Origin of the sequence: Spongisporangium articulatum (genome assembly GCF_044465595.1) — a bacterium.
Taxonomy (GTDB): domain Bacteria; phylum Actinomycetota; class Actinomycetes; order Actinomycetales; family Kineosporiaceae; genus Spongisporangium; species Spongisporangium articulatum.
Map to the genome: position 1 here is coordinate 479,506 of NZ_JBITLV010000001.1, position 16,672 is coordinate 496,177.

General features: G+C 71.2%; 15 protein-coding genes. 4 read left to right on the top strand and 11 right to left on the bottom strand.

Annotation, left to right across the window (positions count from 1 at the left end):
- Positions 1-11: 11 nt before the first annotated feature.
- Complete coding sequence (locus tag ACIB24_RS02305) at positions 12-389, top strand: hypothetical protein (RefSeq protein WP_398274564.1); 378 nt, start codon at positions 12-14, stop codon at positions 387-389.
- 83 nt (positions 390-472) lie between these two features.
- On the opposite strand, the gene ACIB24_RS02310 is transcribed toward ACIB24_RS02305, so the two are convergent.
- The 4 genes from ACIB24_RS02310 to ACIB24_RS02325 form a co-directional block, all read right to left on the bottom strand.
- Positions 473-1,690 (bottom strand): EAL and HDOD domain-containing protein, encoded by a 1,218-nt coding sequence (locus tag ACIB24_RS02310; RefSeq protein ID WP_398274567.1) that lies wholly within the window; start codon positions 1,688-1,690, stop codon positions 473-475.
- A gap of 87 nt (positions 1,691-1,777) precedes the next feature.
- The gene (locus ACIB24_RS02315) at positions 1,778-2,263 is read right to left on the bottom strand and encodes a hypothetical protein (protein ID WP_398274570.1); all 486 of its coding nucleotides are present in this window, start codon (positions 2,261-2,263) and stop codon (positions 1,778-1,780) included.
- 106 nt (positions 2,264-2,369) lie between these two features.
- Complete coding sequence (locus ACIB24_RS02320) at positions 2,370-3,518, bottom strand: chemotaxis protein CheB (protein WP_398274573.1); 1,149 nt, start codon at positions 3,516-3,518, stop codon at positions 2,370-2,372.
- Between the two features lie 301 nt (positions 3,519-3,819).
- Complete coding sequence (locus tag ACIB24_RS02325; RefSeq protein WP_398274576.1) at positions 3,820-4,626, bottom strand: TetR/AcrR family transcriptional regulator; 807 nt, start codon at positions 4,624-4,626, stop codon at positions 3,820-3,822.
- Between the two features lie 255 nt (positions 4,627-4,881).
- Here ACIB24_RS02325 and ACIB24_RS02330 point away from each other — a divergent pair, with 255 nt between their 5' ends.
- The 3 genes from ACIB24_RS02330 (at position 4,882) to ACIB24_RS02340 (ending at position 8,624) form a co-directional block, all read left to right on the top strand.
- Positions 4,882-6,153, top strand: a complete 1,272-nt coding sequence (locus ACIB24_RS02330; RefSeq protein ID WP_398276710.1) for an acyl-CoA dehydrogenase family protein — start codon at positions 4,882-4,884, stop codon at positions 6,151-6,153.
- Positions 6,154-6,378: 225 nt separating this feature from the next.
- The gene (locus ACIB24_RS02335) at positions 6,379-7,302 is read left to right on the top strand and encodes an alpha/beta hydrolase (RefSeq protein ID WP_398274579.1); all 924 of its coding nucleotides are present in this window, start codon (positions 6,379-6,381) and stop codon (positions 7,300-7,302) included.
- 197 nt (positions 7,303-7,499) lie between these two features.
- On the top strand, positions 7,500-8,624 hold the full coding sequence (locus ACIB24_RS02340; protein ID WP_398274582.1) for an alpha/beta hydrolase fold domain-containing protein: 1,125 nt from the start codon (positions 7,500-7,502) through the stop codon (positions 8,622-8,624).
- Positions 8,625-8,711: 87 nt separating this feature from the next.
- On the opposite strand, the gene ACIB24_RS02345 is transcribed toward ACIB24_RS02340, so the two are convergent.
- The 7 genes from ACIB24_RS02345 to ACIB24_RS02375 form a co-directional block, all read right to left on the bottom strand.
- The gene (locus ACIB24_RS02345; protein WP_398274585.1) at positions 8,712-10,571 is read right to left on the bottom strand and encodes a heparinase II/III domain-containing protein; all 1,860 of its coding nucleotides are present in this window, start codon (positions 10,569-10,571) and stop codon (positions 8,712-8,714) included.
- Positions 10,572-10,674: 103 nt separating this feature from the next.
- Positions 10,675-11,094, bottom strand: coding sequence for an allophanate hydrolase-related protein (locus tag ACIB24_RS02350; RefSeq protein ID WP_398274588.1), 420 nt, complete (start codon positions 11,092-11,094; stop codon positions 10,675-10,677).
- A complete protein-coding gene (gene biuH / locus ACIB24_RS02355; RefSeq protein ID WP_398274591.1) occupies positions 11,091-11,804 on the bottom strand; it encodes a biuret amidohydrolase in 714 nt (237 codons plus the stop codon). The genes ACIB24_RS02350 and biuH overlap by 4 nt, the downstream gene beginning before the upstream one ends.
- A 22-nt stretch (positions 11,805-11,826) precedes the next feature.
- Positions 11,827-12,978 (bottom strand): BMP family ABC transporter substrate-binding protein, encoded by a 1,152-nt coding sequence (locus tag ACIB24_RS02360; RefSeq protein WP_398274594.1) that lies wholly within the window; start codon positions 12,976-12,978, stop codon positions 11,827-11,829.
- Positions 12,979-13,050: 72 nt separating this feature from the next.
- On the bottom strand, positions 13,051-13,977 hold the full coding sequence (locus tag ACIB24_RS02365; RefSeq protein WP_398274597.1) for an ABC transporter permease: 927 nt from the start codon (positions 13,975-13,977) through the stop codon (positions 13,051-13,053).
- Positions 13,974-15,077, bottom strand: coding sequence for an ABC transporter permease (locus ACIB24_RS02370; protein ID WP_398274600.1), 1,104 nt, complete (start codon positions 15,075-15,077; stop codon positions 13,974-13,976). The genes ACIB24_RS02365 and ACIB24_RS02370 overlap by 4 nt, the downstream gene beginning before the upstream one ends.
- Positions 15,074-16,627 carry an ABC transporter ATP-binding protein gene (locus ACIB24_RS02375; protein WP_398274603.1) on the bottom strand — a complete coding sequence of 518 codons (1,554 nt, stop codon included), beginning with the start codon at positions 16,625-16,627 and terminating at the stop codon, positions 15,074-15,076. Before ACIB24_RS02375 ends, ACIB24_RS02370 begins: the two co-directional genes overlap by 4 nt.
- Between the last annotated feature and the right edge of the window lie 45 nt (positions 16,628-16,672).

Below are 16,672 nucleotides of genomic sequence, written 5' to 3' on the forward strand. Positions count from 1 at the left end.
GAGGTCGGTCGGTGAATCCGATGGGCATCGGCATTCTCGTCGCCGCCGTGCTGGCCGGGCCCCGGCTCTACGGGATGGTCGAGTCGGGCGAGCTGACCGGCACCGGCGCGTTGCTGCGCGGCGGGGCGGTCGCGATCGCCTGCATCGCCGGGGTCTCGTTCATCATGAGCCTGGCCAAGGGGTACGCCGAGGAACGCCGGCGGCACCACGCGATCGAGGCCCTGACCGCCGCCATCGAGGCCGCGCACGCCGAGAAGGACACCGCCGCAGCGGGTTCCAGCACGGCCTCAGCTCCGCCGGCTCCCCCGGCACCCCCGGTACCACCGGTGCCCGCACCACCCGTCCCGGCGCCTCCCGTCCCGGCCCCCCACGACACAACAAGTCCGTGATCATGCAGAAACCTCACGCCGATCATGCAGAAACCTCGCGTTCCCCCGTGGGGCGCGAGGTTTCTGCATGATCACGGACGTCGTCAGGGGGTGAGGTCGAGGACCATCCGGCGGGCCTCGCGCAGCGACTCCAGGTAGCAGTGCGACACGTCGAACACCGAGAACCCGGTGCTGGCCACACCTTCGTCGTCGTCGCGCTCGTGCGCGAGCACCGCGGTCAGGGCCCGGCCCTGCACGCCGTCACCGTCGAGCAGCGCGGCCCGGGCCTCGCCCCCGATGGCCGCCGCGTCGGCGACCACCTCGGGCTCGACCCCCAGCAACTGGGCGCAGCCGGACAGCAGGCCGATCGTGAACGCGACGTCGTCGCCGACCGCGAGCGCCCGGCAGGCGTGCGCCCGCGTCAGGACGGTCCACAGCGCGTCGGCGGAGACGGCGCTCTGGCCACCTTCCAGCAGCGTAAGCACCACCCAGGAGCGCAGTTTCCGCGGACCGATCATCACCAGCGCCTGGCGCAGCGACGTGATCTGCTCGACCGAACCACTGCCGGCCGAGTTGGCGGTGCGCAGCAGCTGCATGGTCAGGCCGGGGTCACTGGCGACCCGCTGCTCGACCCGCGAGATCGGGACGTCGGGGTCGTTCAGGTCCTTCAGCAGCCGGGCGGAGATGAGCTGGCTGGGCGACAGGATCTGCCGCTCCAGCACCAGCGGCCGCTGCATGATGACACCTTGGAAGAGCTCGAAACCCAGCTCCTGGCAATGATTCAGAAGGTCCTGGTCGTCCAGGCCGACAGCCATCAGGCCGGCGCCGTGGTACTTGCCGCGGGCCACGATGCCCGGCAACAGCTCGACGCCGACGGCCGCCAGGTCGACGGTGACGAAGTCGGCCAGGGCCAGCAGCTCGTCCCGGCCGTCCAGCCCCAGGTCGGCGACGGCGAGGCGATATCCCTCACCGCGCAACGCCTTCAGGCCTTCGATCACCTCGACGTCGGCGTCGACGTCGGCCGGGATCTCCACCACGACCCGGGCCGGCTCGACGGGGATCGGGATGGCACCCGTGAGGAACGAGCGGGTGAAGTCGATGAAGACGGGTCGCCCGCCCGAGATGTTCTCCAGGCCGAACGTGCCGAAGGTCGTCACGATCACCTGCGACGTGGCCCGCTCGGCCGCGACGTCCTCGCCGCGGTTCTGCGCGTCGAAGCGCACCTGGTAGGCGATGAGCTTCCGGGACGCGTCGTAGATCCCCTGGCGCGAGATCCGCACGTTGCGCACGAGCTGCCCACCCGTGACCTGAGAAACCGTCATCGCGCCCTGCCCGTACCCTTCGTCCATCCCCGTCCGCCCGATGACTCGTCCGTCACCGGGTAGTGAAACGTGCTGTCGTACCGTCGATCAGCGGGTGATCAGCGACATCTGCCCCAGGCCGTAGCCCTCGACGGCCAGCTTCAGGTCGATGCGCGACCCGGCCGAGCCGGCCAGCGCGGCGACGTCGGCGGGGATCACCGAGTCCGCGCCGTACATCTCGTACAGCGAGATCTCGGGCTGGTTCTCACCGTTGAACAGCTTCGCCATGTTGTCGAGCAGCGTGTAGAAGTTGCGGCTCAGCACGGGGGTCAGCTCGCGGGAGGCGATCGCCTCCTGGACGGCGTTGCGGGGCACCTCGGCCAGCGCCCCGCCCAGCCGCGCGGCGGCCTCGAGGTCGGTGATCACGAGCGCCGTGGTGGCCAGCTTCGGCGTCACGTAGACGCCGACCAGGTTGGTGCTGCGGGCCGGGGCGGCGATGCCGTCGGCGATGCCGACCTCGATGTTCAGCATCTCCTCGATCAGCTGGCGGATGCGGTGCCGGGTGGGGAGTGGGGTGTTGATCGTGGTGCTCATCTGGGGACCTCCGGGGGAGCCGCGACCGTCACGGTGCGGGCGGATGCTGTGCTGGGGATGCTCCCGACGGCTGTCTCACCGGGCGCGAGCGTGATTGCGGTGACCTTCATCGGCGACCGCCGACCGTCGCGGGGCGCTCCAAAGGCCGGTGCGCGTGCCGGCCCCGGGCGTCGTCCCACTCGTGCAGCGGGACGGCGAGGGTCACCGTGAGCGCGGCGGGCAGGTCCCCCAGCGGGACGAGCCGGTCGGCCTGGCCGGCCAGCGCGACCGCGCCCGGCAGGCCCCAGAGCATGCTGGACTCCTCGTCCTGGGCGAGCACGGTGCCACCGGCCTCGCGCACGGCGCTCGCGCCGCGCACGCCGTCACGGCCGATCCCGGCCAGCACCACGGCCAGCACGCCGTCGGCGAAGCCGCGGGAGGCGGAGAGGAGCAGGCCGTCGAGGACGCCGTCGAACAGTCCCTCGCCGGGGGTGTCTGCGGGCGACGCGCCGGCGGTCACCCAGACGGTGCCGGCGGGCAGGTCGCGCAGCCGGACCCCGGCCCCGGGCAGCAGCCGGACGGGCAACGGGCAGATCCGGTCGAGGACGTCGACCAGGGCGGGCAGGTGCCGGGCGGGCAGGTGCTGACCGGCGACGACGGGGACGGGCAGATCGGCGGGCAGGCCCGAGAGCAGGCCGGCCAGCGCGGCGAGGCTGCCCCGGCCGGAGGCGATCGACAGCATCCGGAACGGCGCCTGCAGCGACCAGGAGTTGAGCAGCGCGGTCGGGGTCAGCGGGCCGGGCAGCGGCGTGCACCGCGCCACGGGCATCCGGGCGACGCCGAGCGCGCGCATCATCGGGACCAGCCGGCTGCGCACGGCGCCCTCGACCGCGACCAGGGCGGTCGCGTCGTCCAGGTCGCGGGCCGACGGCAGGGGGACGACGTCCAGCGCGCCGCGGGGATCGATCAGGGCCCGGACCAGGTCGGCCGACTCGGGCGCCTCCTCGGGCGCACCGTGCACGGTCTCCAGCAGGACGACGGGCAGCAGCGGGTTCGCGGCGCGTACGGCGTCCAGGCGGTTGGCGCCCGTGGCGTCGAGGAGCAGCACCCCGGCCTCGAGCGGCTCGGCGCAGGAGCTGGGGACGAAGGCCTCGAACGCGGGGTCCGCGCCGAGCTCGTCCAGGATCACCTGCCTCGTCCGAGGACAGGCGTGAGCGACGGCGACGCGCAACGCGCGCCGTCCCGAGGAGTACACCGGACCGACCTGCCCCGACATGGCGATCGCCCTTCCCGTTCCGTACGGACTTCGACAGTCCAGTCATCGGAAAGGGGGTGGGATTTCTAAAGCCCGGACGGGCTAACACCCTGCGGGGGATGTTCGCTGCGTAACCGCCGTTAGCCCGACCGGGTAGGAAAACCGAGGCGGGCGCGGCCATCCGGGCCGAGCTCACCGGGCACCGGAAGGCACCTGGTGGACGCAAGATCACCAGCGCAGCCGGGGCCGGACGAGTTGAACTCGCCCTATCCCGGCTCGAGCGGCGATCTCCGCCGCGAGCTGCTGGTCGGCACGACCGGGGTCAGCGGCTGACGGAGCCGGCCGCGGCCAGGACCGAGCGGACGACGAGCGAGCGGAACTGCTCCTCGTCGACCGGCACCGCGTCGGGGTAGCCGCGGCCCGAGTCGCGCACGATGAAGCCGGTGCGGGCCAGGTGCAGGGCGCCCAGGGTCTGCAGGTAGATCATGTTCGCGGTGAGGTCGGCGTCCTCGACCTTGAAGTCACCGGTGGCGGTGCCGTCCCGCAGCACGCGGGCGATGATCGACAGGCAGTTCACCAGCCGCTGGCCCAGGTGCTGCAGGGCCGCGTCGCTCAGCTCGTTGAGCAGGTAGTTGCCGGGCTGGCGCAGGATGGCCAGCGCGCAGTCGATGAAGGCCGGGTAGCGCAGGCAGAAGTCGGCGTAGGCGCCGGCGATGACGGCCAGCCGCTGCGGGGCGGCCAGCGCGGCGTCGTCCACCTCGGTCAGTTGCGCCGTCAGGTCCTCCAGGTACTCCGACAGGGTGAGCGCGAACAGCTCGTCCTTGCTGGAGAAGTGCCGGTAGATGATGGCCCGGTTCACCCCGACGGCCCGCGCGATGTCGTCGATGTTCGCGTCCCGCATCTCACGCTGGTCGAACAGCGCACGGGTGGCCGCGACGATCTCGCGGCGCCGTTCCCGGTGCCGGGCGGCCGCCCCGCCGCGGCGGCCGCGACCTGCGCTTTCCTCGCCGCCCGCCGCGCTCTTGCGGCGCGACGAACCCTTGCCCCGACCGGCGCGGGCCGCCCCTTGGGCGCCCTCGTCGTCGGGCGGCGGCACGGCTTCGCGTACCACCGAGGGGTTGGAGGTCATATCCACAGCATAGCGGGACTGTACTTTCGTGTGTAACTTGTAGTTACACTGCTCGGTAACAGCGCCGACCCCGGGTCGCACGCGTGCCTGCCCATCGCACGGGCAGCTCGTCCGGACGGCGTCCACCTGACCACGAGACGCATGTACGGGAGCGAACCAGTGACCGACACCACGATCAGCACCAAGGAGGCAGCCGTGGCGGAGCAGCAGTTCGAAGCCCCGACCGCTGAGGTGGCTGCCAGCAAGATGGCCTCCATGGTGGCCGAGATCTCGGCCGAGCGGTCGAAGCCGGGCTGGGCCACCTTCAGCCTCGAACTCAACGACGAGCAGCGCGAGCTGCAGGAGTGGGTGCACGACTTCGCGGAGAACGTCATCCGCCCGGCCGCGCACGAGTACGACGAGGCCGAGACGACCCCGTGGCCGATCATCCAGGAGGCCGCCAAGATCGGCCTGTACTCCCTGGACTCGACCGTCAACTTCTTCATCGACCCGTCGGGGCTGCTGCTGCCGATCGTCTCGGAGGAGCTGTTCTGGGGCGACGCCGGCATCGGCATGGCGCTGTCCGGCACCCAGCTGGCCAGCTCGGCCATCTTCGCCAACGGCACCCAGGAGCAGATCGTCGAGTTCATCCCGCGCTGCTACGGCACCGAGGCCGAGCCGCAGGTCGCCGCCTTCTGCTCGTCCGAGCCGGACGCCGGGTCCGACGTCTCCTCGATGCGCACCCGCGCCCGCTACGACGAGGCCACCGACGAGTGGGTGCTCTCGGGCCAGAAGGCCTGGGCGACCAACGGTGGCATCGCCGACATCCACGTCATCGTCGCGGCCGTCGAGCCGGAGCTGAAGGCCAAGGGCCAGGCCGCCTTCATCGTGCCGAAGTCCGAGGTCAAGGGCCTCGAGCAGGGCAAGAAGCTGAAGAAGCACGGTCTGCGCGCCTCGCACACCGCCGAGCTCTTCCTCGACGAGGTCCGCATCCCCGGCCGCTACCTGCTGGGTGGCAAGGAGAAGCTGGACAAGCGCATCGCCAAGGCCAAGGAGGGCTCGACCGGCGGCAAGAACGCCTCGATGTCCACCTTCGAGCTGTCCCGCCACGTCGTCGGCGCCCAGGCGCTCGGTATCGCCCGGGCGGCGTACGAGTACGCGCTGGACTACGCCAAGGAGCGGGTGCAGTTCGGCCGGCCGATCATCGACAACCAGGGCATCGCGTTCAAGCTCGCCGACATGAAGGTCGAGCTCGACGCCGCCCGCCTGCTGGTGTGGCGGGCCGGCTGGATGTCCGCGGGGCTCATGCGCGGCAAGCCGGTCCCCTACAACGCGGCCGAGGGCTCGCAGGCCAAGCTGAAGGCCTCCGAGGTCGCCGTGCGGGCCACCGAGGAAGCCATCCAGATCCTGGGCGGCAACGGCTACACCCGCGAGTACCCGGTGGAGCGCATGCACCGGGACGCGAAGATCTACACGATCTTCGAGGGCACCTCGGAGATCCAGCGCCTGGTGATCTCGCGCGCGATCTCGGGTCTGCGCATCCGCTGACCCCACCGGGCGCTCTGCGCCCGGTCGCACGACCCGCTCGGCGCCGTCCCCCATGCACTGCCAGGGGGACGGCGCCGAGCCCGTTCGGGGGACCGGCGGGAGTTTTTCCGCCCCGACGCCTCATGCCCCGGGCGTGATCGGGGACAAACCGCCGGGGTTGGGCCGAGCGGGTGACAGCGGTGCGCAGATGTCCACCCGCCTGCCGGGGTGCCGACGTGGATCATCGTGGCAGACACGATCCGGCGCGGAGCCGCCCACCACGGGCGGACGGGGGCGCTCCTGGCGCTCAGCCTCCTGATCGTGATCCTGGCCGTCAGCCTGCTCGAACCCGGCTGGGCGCACGGCGCCGACGACGGTTCGAACTCCGCGTTCGCCGGCGACGACCCGAACGCGACGGCCGCCGCGACCGCCACCCCGGTCACCGTGCAGTACGGGAAGGACGCCCGGCAGTACTACCTGGCCTGGATCCCGCCGCAGCCCACCACCCGGACCGCCGTCGTCGTCGTGCACGGCGGCTACTGGATCGGTGGGTCCCCGACCAGCGTGAGCGGCCTCAACAAGAAGTTGTACGCGGACGGGATCCCGTCCTTCTCGGTCGGCTACCGGCTGGCCGAGGAGGCGAAGTGGCCGGCCCAGCGCACCGACGTCCTGGCCGCCATGTCGGACATCAAGAGCAAGGCCGACTCCTACGCAATCAGCCCGCGCCGGGTGGCGTTGATCGGTTCGTCGGCCGGTGGGCACATCGCCCTGGCCATCGCCAGCACCGAGGGGGCCAAGGCCACCTGCGCGGCCATCTCGTACTCGGCGCCGACCTCCATCGACCTGGCCCAGAGCGACGCCGGCGGTGACGCCCGCCGCGACCGGCTCGCCACCGCGGCCCAGCGACTGGCGCCCACGGTGAAGCAGAAGAAGACCGCGAACCTGCCGGTGTCGCCGTCCAGCAGCGACGCGCCCGCGCTCCTGTTCGCCGGGCAGCGGGAGTGGCTGCCGTACGTGAACTCGTCGTTGTACGTGAACGCCTACAAGGGCACGGGGCTGGCCGTGCAGCCGGTGATCCTGTCCGCGGTGAGCGAGCACGCCCAGGCCTACGCGCTGAACATGCCGCTGGTCTGGCGGATGACCACCAAGTTCCTCGACGAACACTGCTGAATCCCTCGGTGATCATGCGCAAACGCATGATTCACCCCGTCCCATCGCCCGAATCATGCGTTTGCGCATGATCACCGAGGGATGAGGGGTTGCTTCCGTAAAGCGGCGTCCAGGCGTTAATGTCGGGTTTCGCCGTGTGCCGGGACCCGACCGCGCCACGGGCGGCGCGGAGGTGGGGATTGGCGGGCCCGGGAGGCGTGCGGCTGCAGGACGTCGAGCCGCCCACTGAGCAGGCGCCCCCCGGCGAGCTGGTCCAACAGTACGACGACGACTACCGGCACTACCGCGCCGGTCAGCACCGCGTCGGGCGCCTGGGCCGGTTGGACGCCGCCCCCGGCCTCCGACGCCGGCTCGGCCGGGCCGGGCGGTTGGAGTTCGGGGCCCGCGCGGCCATCGTGGTCGGAACCGTGGCGGCCGCCGTCCTGGCCGGCTGGCTCGTCGCACCCGGCCTGACGTCGGACCGCTCGGCACCGACCAGCGCCGTCGGCCCCGTGGTCCCGGCCGCGACCACCGCCCCGAGCCCGTCACTGGCGATCGGGAGCCCGCTGGCCACGAGCGACGCGGTGGGGGCCACCGCCGCGATCCCGTTCGAACTCACCTACGGCAAGCACCGGCGGCAGAACTACCTCGCCTACCTGCCGGAGCGGCGGACCTCGCAGCTGGCGGTCGTCGTGGTGCACGGCGGCGGTTGGGTGGCCGGGGACGCGCAGGCGGTGTCGGCGTTCAACCAGCGCTTGTACGACGCGGGGATCGCCTCGTTCTCGATCAACTACCGGCTGGCCACCGACGCGCGCTGGCCCGCCCAGCGCGAGGACCTCGCCTCGGCGCTGGCCGACATCCGGTCGCACGCCCGCACGTGGGGTTTCAACGTCAACACCGTCGCCGTGATGGGGATCTCGGCCGGTGGCCACATCGCGCTCGATCTCGCCAGCGGGCCCCGGGCGAACGAGACGTGCGGGGTGGTCTCGTACTCGGGGCCGACCTCGATGGACCTCGTGCTGGAGGACGCCGGGCAGGGGCCGAAGCAGCGCGACCTGGCCGCCGCCGTCCGGAAGCTGACCCCCACCAGGGCCCTGCGCGCGTCCGCCACCGTGCCGCACACGCCCGGCCCGGACGACGCCCCGGCCCTGCTGTTCGCCGGCCAGTACGACTGGGTCGACGCGCGCAACACGTCGCAGTACGGCGCGGCCTACGCGGGCGTCCCGCTCGAGGTCGACGCCGTGGTGCTGCCGGGCGAGCAGCGGCACGCCAGCGCCTACGCGCTCACCGTGCCGTCGGTGTGGAACCGGACGATGGACTTCCTGACCCGCAACTGCGCCTGACCCCTCGGTCGTGATCATGCAGAAGTCCCCCGACCACGACCCTGACCGCAGGCCGGGGCGCGCAAGCCGCGGGGACTTTCTGCATGATCACGACGGGAAGGTGGTCAGGGCCAGGACGAACCGCTGGGAGTCGGCACCGGCGATGACCTTCAGGGTCGGGCGGCCGTTGGCGCTGGTCCCCGTCTGGGTCGAGAGGGGCGCGTCGGTGGGGGCGATCACCGTGGTCACGCTCGACGTGGCGCCGCCCGCCTTCGCGACGAGCGGCACGGTGACGACGGTGCCGTCGGCCTTCTTGCCGTAGGTCGTGCCGAACACGCCCAACGTCGAGCCGGCCGGGGAGACGCTCGCGTCGCCGGTGGTGATGAACGAGCCGGTGCGCTTCAGCCCGGTGGCGGTGACGCCGTCCAGCCGCAGCTGCGCACCGCCGGCCACGGCCGTGGAGGTGACCATCGGCGACAGCACCCACTGCTGCTTCACGGCCGAACTCCCCGTCGGCGCCGGACCGGTGGTGCGGACGAAGTCCTGCACGACGAGGGCGTCGAGGCTGCGCAGGTAGTAGACGCAGCGCAGCAGCTGGACGCCGGTCGTCGCCTGGTAGGCGGTGTCCAGCACGCACGTCTTGTCGACGAGATCGGAGCTGCTCGAATACTTCACGACGCCCGGCGCGTTCGTGGTCATGGAGCCGGTCGGGACCAGGGCACTGTGCGCGCCGCGCTTGGTGATGAACCCGCGCAGCGCGCTGCCGTCGTAGCGGTAGGGGCCCGGATCACCGATCCAGCTGACGCCCTTGCTGAAGAAGGTGACGGACGTCGTGTCGAGGTGGCGGTGCGCGGTCAGCGGGGCCTGCGTCGAGGTACGCAACGAGTAGAACGACGAGAGCCCGTCGCGGTTGCCGGCCCGCCAGCCCGAGTGGCCGAAGACGTACCCGCCCTGCCACCGGCTGTACAGGGTGCTGGGTCTCGTCCCCTCCGCCCCCTTGGTGGCCAGCCAGTTCGCCGAGCTCGTCGACGGGTAGACCCCCGTGCGGATCGTCTTCAGCTCACCGTCGCCGATGGACTCGATCCGCCGGTCGGGCCGGCTGGCCTGGGTCAGGAAGTCGGCCTGCCGCGAGATGAGCGTCCGGGTCGCGTCGGCGTCGCCCGAGAGCCCGTACGCGGTGAGGACTTTCGCCGTCCGGACCAGGATCTCGCCGAGGTAGGCCCCGTACCCGGGGGCGCCCTCGATGTCGGAGCCGTCGGGGTTCATCAGGGTCGAGCGCAGGGCGGCCACGTTGGCGACCGCCGCGGCCCGCTGGCTCGTCGTGCCCGCCTCGTAGGCCCCGGCCAGGGCCGCCAGCTGGGCGTTCAGCATCGTGTTGTTGGCCCCGGTGGTGGTGAAGGCCGCGAGCAGGACCCCCAGGTCGATCTTGATCTGGGCCGCCATCCAGGCCTTCTCGGACTTGTCGGTGAGCAGCCGGTGCGCACAGACGAAGGTCCCGAGCCGGAACCCGGCGTACTGGGGGTGGTTGATCCACTTCGTACGGTCGGCCACCGGGTGGTCGGCGACCCAGTCGTGCAGCAGCGCGACGAACCGGGCCGTCTGGGCGGCCGCCTGCTTGTTGCCCGGCCGGGTGCCCTCGCGCAGCAGGGGCAGCGCCCAGTGCAGGGAGTTCATGTACCGGTCGCCGGCGGTGTCGAGGCCGGCCTGCGGCTTCCAGTTCGGGTTCTTGGCCAGCTTCATGGTGCCGTACATGCCCATGTCGACGGTGCCGGCCATGATGGCCGTCGCCTTCGCCGACTCGTCGGTGGGCACCTTCAGCGTGTGCATGCTGTTGCAGATGGCGTCCTCGGCCCGCACGCCGGTGGCCCCGGTCGCCGCCGAGGACGGCCCGACCAACAGGGCGATACCGGACAGCAGGGCGAAAACGCTGACGGGTATGGCTTTTCGTGCACAGGAGCGGCCACGCATGCGGCCAGTCTGGCCCGGCGGTCCGTGAACGGCGTGCAACCGGGAGTGGGGTGATTCCGGTCAACCGGAGCCCGGATCACCCCACCACCCGGCGGCCGCGTGCTCAGGTCAGGACCGGGCGGGACAGGTAGTTGCGCCAACTGCCGAACGACGTGATGTCCCGGGCGCCGACCTCCGCGAAGCCCTCGCACACGAACCCGTGGACCAGGCTCCCGTCGTCCAGCACCACGGACCCGATGGCCAGCGGGGAGGCGACGGTGACCATCAGCGCGCCCAGCCCGGCCACCGGCAGCCGGTAGAGCTCGACCTCCACCGAGGCACCGCCGTCCGGGCACCGGATCAGACCGGGGCGGTCGTGGTCGCCGCCGGCGGCGGCCAGCAGGACCATCCGGTACACCGGCGCCGTACGGGTCAGCGAGACCAGCACCGCCCCGAGCGATTCCAGCACCGGGTGCAGCGGCTGCCCCTGCAGATGAGCCCCGCACACCGCCAGCAGTGCGGTGTGTTCGGGGCCTGCCGTCACGCGACTCCTACGGTGACGGACCGCAGGGCGGCGATGAGCGCCGCCGAGGTGGCGACGGCGCCGAACACGCCGCCCTGCATCGTGACCATCTTGAGGGCGGCCTCGTGGTTGCCCGGGTCGGTGGCCCCGGTGGCGTCGGACAGGATCAGGCACTCGTACCCGCGGTCGTTGGCGTCCCGCATCGTCGTGTGCACGCAGACGTCGGTGGTGATGCCCGTGAAGATCAGGTGCGTAACCCCTTTCGTGCGCAGCAGGAGGTCGAGGTCGGTGGCGTAGAACGACCCCTTGCCGGGTTTGTCGATGATCTCCTCGCCCGGCCCCGGTGCCATCTCCGGGACGATCTCCCAGCCCGGCTCGCCGCGCACCAGGATGCGGCCGCACGGGCCGTCGTCACCGATGCCGGCGCCGATCTGCTTGCTGCGCCACAGCTTGTTGGGCGGGCAGTCGGCCAGGTCGGGCCGGTGACCCTCGCGGGTGTGGAAGATGTGCAGGCCCGCGGCCCGGGCGGCCGCCAGTACTTCGGCGGCCGGCCCGAGCGGGGTGCGCGTCAGCGACAGGTCGTACCCCATGCGATCGACGTAGCCGCCGACACCGCAGAAGTCCGTCTGCCAGTCGATGTTGATCAGCGCGGTGGTCCCCGCGGTGAAGCCACCGTCGTACGGCCAGCCGTACGGGGCGGACTCCACCGCGGGGAACGTCGTCGTCGTCATGAGTTCGACAGTCTCGTCTCGACTACTTGGCGATCTTGCCGACGACGCCGTCCACGAACCAGTCCATGCCCTCGATGCCGGGGTCGCCGTACTGCAGGGACTCGCCCTCCTTGATCTTGACCTTGCCGTCCTGGCCCTTGATCGGACCGGTGAACACCGACGCCCCGTCGGCCTTCAGCTTGGTCAGGTCGTCGGCGATGATCGCCTTGGTCTCGTCGGTGACGCTCGGACCGTACGGCGACTGCACGAACGGGTTCTCGCCGTTCTGCAGGCCGACCCGGTAGTTCGCGTTGTACTTGCTGCCGGTGAACTTGCCGTCGATCGCGGTCTGCACGATGTCGTCGTAGAGCGGGCCCCACTTCCACTGCGACCCGGTCAGCCAGCCCTTGGGGGCGAGGCTGGAGGCGTCGGCGTGGTACCCGACGGTGTAGGCCCCCGCGGCCTCGGTGGCCGTGATCACCGTGCTCGTGCAGTCCTGGTGCTGGGTGACGACGTCGATCTTCTGCGACAGCAGCGAGTCGACCGCGGTCTTCTGCTTCTGCGGGTCGCACCAGCTGCCGGTGTTCACCGCGTAGGTCTTGGCCTTCGGGTTCACCGACTGGGCGCCGAGCTCGAAGGCGTTGATGTTGTTGATGGTCTGGGGGATCGGGAAGGCGTAGACGTAGCCGAGCTTGTTGCTCTTGGTCGCCTTGCCGGCCGCGACGCCCGCCAGATACACGGGCTCGTACACGGTGCCGAAGTAGGTGCCGATGTTCTTGCCGACCGTGCCGGTGATGACGTTGCCCTGCTGGACGACGACGACGTCCGGGTGCGCGGCGGCGACCTTCTCGGCGGCCTGCAGGTGGCCGTAGCTGGTGGCGAAGATGATCTTCGCGCCGCGGCCGATCATGCCCTCCATGACCCGGGCGGCATTGTCGTCCTCAGGGACGTTCTCCTGGGTGAGCACCTTCAGGTCGGGGAACTTCTTCGCGACCTCCTGGCTGCCCTCGTAGGCGGCCTGGTTGTACCCGAAGTCGGTCTTCGGGCCGACGAAGATGAAGCCGACGGCGCTGCCGCCCTGGCCCGGGGCGGACCCGGTGGACGACGTGGTGCTGGTGGCGCTGGAGCAGGCCGCGAGCGCGAGGGCTGCGGCGGTCGCCACGAAGGTGGCGGCGAGGCGGCGGCGGGATGCCATGACTGGTTCCTCTCGTCGATTGTCGACAATTGCTGAGCTGGGTTGCGGATGGACAGGGAGACTGAAAGCCGTTCAGGAGGCGGTGTTGTCGAACACCTTCCGGAGCTCGTCGGGGGCGGCGAGCAGCGTGCGCTTGCCGAGGAAGGCGAGGACCAGGAGCGTCACGACGAAGGGCAGGACGTCGAGCGCGAACTGGTTGTTCAGCACCGGGAGGTCGACCCCCCGGGCCTGCAGCGCCGGGCTCAGCGCGAGCGCCGCCCCGAACAGGTAGGCGCCGGCCATCACCCGGATCGGCTGCCAGCTGGCGAAGATGACGAGGGCGACGGCGATGAAACCCCGCCCCACGATCATGTTCTCGAACCACGACTGGGCGTAGGCGATGGACAGGTGCGCACCGCCGATGCCCGAGAGCATGCCGCCCCCGATGACCGCGGCGTAGCGCACCGTCGAGATGCGGTAGCCGTGCACGGTCAGCACCTCGGCCCGCTCACCGGCCGTGCGCAGCAGCAGTCCGGGCCGGGTCTTGACCATCAGCAGGAACAGTGCGGGTGCGGTGAAGTAGGACAGGTAGGTCAGGGCGTCCTGGTCGAACAGGATCGGGCCGAGGAACGGGATGTCGCTGAGCCCGGGGATGGCGATCGGGTTGAGCGCGTGGATCTCCTTGCCCACGTAGCCGGCCCCGTACAGCGAAGTCAGGCCGAGGGCGAAGAACAGCAGGGTCAGGCCGGAGGCGAACTGGTTGGCCCCGCGGCCGATCACCAGCACCGCGTGGATCGCGGCGAGGAGGCCACCGGCGATCGCGGCCACCAGCACCCCGAGCCACGGGCTGCCGGTGCTGTACGCGGTGGCGAACCCGCCGAGCGCCCCGACCAGCATGCAGCCCTCGGTGCCCAGGTTCACGACCCCGGCCTTCTCCGAGACGGTCTCCCCGAGACCGGCGTACATGATGGAGGTTCCACCCCGGACGGCGCCGCTCAGGACGTCGGCAACCAGGCTCATCGGGTGCTCGCCTTCTTCTTGGTGCCGGTCCAGCCGAGGACGGCGATGAGGATGAGACCGGCCAGGATGTTGGAGGTCGCGGCGGGCAGCCCGGAGTCGAGCTGGAGGCTGTCACCGGCCACGGCCAGCCCGGCCAGCACCGTCGCGGCGGCCAGCACGGCCCCCGGCTTGTGCATCGCCAGCCAGCTGGCCAGGAAGCCCAGGTACCCGATCTGGGCGCCGAAACTGGGCCGCAGCTGGTACTCGACGCCGGTCAGGTGGATGGCCCCGCCGAGGCCGGCGAGCGCGCCGCCGACGAGCATCGCCGTGAGCAGCAGCGTGGTCACCGGCAGGCCGGCACGCCGGGCCGCCTCGGGGTTGCCGCCGACGGCCTGCAGGTTGTAGCCCCAGGCGGTGTACTTGAAGAGGGCCCACACCGCGACGGCGGCCAGCACGGCGATCAGCAGCCCGTAGTGCACCTTCGTCCCGGTGAAGACGGGCAGTTTCACGGCGTCGCCGATCTGGGCCGTCGCCGGTTGTCCGGAACCGTTCGGGTCCTTCCAGGGCTGGTAGATCAGGGCCAGCAGCAGGTCCAGCGCGACGTAGTTGAGCAGCAGGGTGGTGACGGCCTCGTTGACGCTCACCGTCAACCGCATCGCCGCCGCGATCCCGGCCCACAGGGCGCCCGCGACGACGCCGCCGAGCAGCATCACGAGGAGCATCAGCCCGCCGGGAAGCGTGGCCCCGAGCCAGATGTAGAGCCCCGCGGCGGCCACCCCGCCGATGATCGTCTGACCCTCGCCCCCCACGTTCACGAGACCGGCCCGGCTCGGCACGACCACGGCCAGCGCCGCGAGCGCGAAGGGCGCCGCCTTGATCAGGATCTGCTGGACGCTGTAGCTGTTCATGACGGTCTGCTCCCACGCGGTGGAGAAGACCTCGAACGGGTTGGCACCCTTGGTCAGCAGGATGGCGCCGAAGATGATGATCGCGCCGAGAACGGCTGCGACCCACCGGACGGCGACCTCGCCGATCGCCTTCCAGTCGACGCCCGGGCGCTCGGGCTCGGGGGCGGCGGCCGGCTCAGCCGGTTCCGTGGGAGCCTCGACGGTGGCGGTCATGCCGCAGTCCCTTCTTCGTCCTCGACGGTCGGGTTCTCGGCGCCGCCGAGCATGAGCCGGCCGATCGCCATCCGGTCGGCGCCCTCGGCGTCGACGACCCCGGCGAGGTGGCCGTCGTGCATGACGGCGATGCGGTCGCACAGCGAGATCAGTTCGTCCAGGTCCTCGGAGACCACCAGGACGCCGGCGCCCTCCTTCGCCTTCTCCAGCAACAGTTCCTGGGTGCGGCGGGTGTTGGCGATGTCGAGGCCCCGGCTCGGGTAGGCGGCGACCACGAGGGTCGACTCGCCGCCCAGGGCGCGGGTCAGGACGACGCGCTGGATGTTCCCACCGGACAGCTCCGCCACCTTGCGGTGCTGCGGCGCCATCCGCAGACCGGCCCGCTCGTCGTCGGCCCGGGTGCGCAACGAGAGCTTGGCCCAGTCGATGCCGAACCCCTTCTTGGGCACGGGACGCCCGCCCAGCGGCATGTGCTGCAGCACGCTCAACCCGTGCACGACCGAGTCGGCCACCGGGTCCTCGGGGACGCCGACCGCACCCGCCTTCAGCGCGCCGGTCACCGTGTTCCCGCTCAGGGCCTGGCCGTTCACCGTCACGGTGCCGGAGGTGTTGACCCGCAGGCCGAGTGCCACCTCGCAGAGTTCCTTCTGCCCCGACCCGGCGACTCCGGCCACGCCGACCACCTCGCCCGGGTGCACGGTGAGCGTGACGCCGTGCAGCGCCTCGTGCCCGCGGTCGCCGTCGGCGCTCACGTCCTCGAGAAGCAGGGCGGGGGTGGTCTCCTCGGCGATCTCGGACTTCGGCCGGGCCAGCGGCGGGACCTTGCGCCCGACCATCGCCTCGACCAGCGCGGCGTCGTCGTGCTCCTTCGGGTCGGCGCCCACCAGGACCGTCCGCCCGCCGCGCAGCACGGTCACCCGGTCGGCGATCGCGCGCACCTCGTTCAGCTTGTGCGTGACGATGACGACGCCGTAACCGTTCTCGCGCATCCGCCGGACGACGCCGAACAGGGCCTCGACCTCCTGCGGGGCGAGCACGCTGGTCGGCTCGTCGAGGATGACCAGGCGCGCACCCGTCATCAGGACCTTGAGGATCTCGGTGCGCTGCCGCTCACCGATGCTGAGATGCCGCACCAGCTGGTCGGGGTCGACCTGCAGGCCGTGCTCCTCCGAGGCGGCGCGGATCTTCGCGGCCAGGGCCGGCAGGCCGAGCGTGAACCGGCCGCCGAGGGCCAGGCCGATGTTCTCGGTGACCGTCAGGGCGGGCACCAGGCGCAGGTCCTGGAAGACCATGCCGATGCCGAGCGCCCGGGCGTCGGCGGGCGAGCCGATCACGACCTGCTTGCCGTCGGCCATCACCTCGCCCGAATCCGGCTGGTACACACCGTAGATCAGCTTCAGCAGGGTCGACTTGCCGGCGCCGTTCTCGCCGACCAGGGCGTGCACCTCGCCGGGCAGGACGTCGAAGTTCACGTTCTGGTTGGCCTTCACCTCGCCGAAGGTGATCGAGTAGCCGAGCACCTCGAGCAGGGGGTGCACCTTGGTGGTCATGGCGCAGGAAGGTAGGAACGAGCTGTGTCGAGGCAAGGGGCTGCT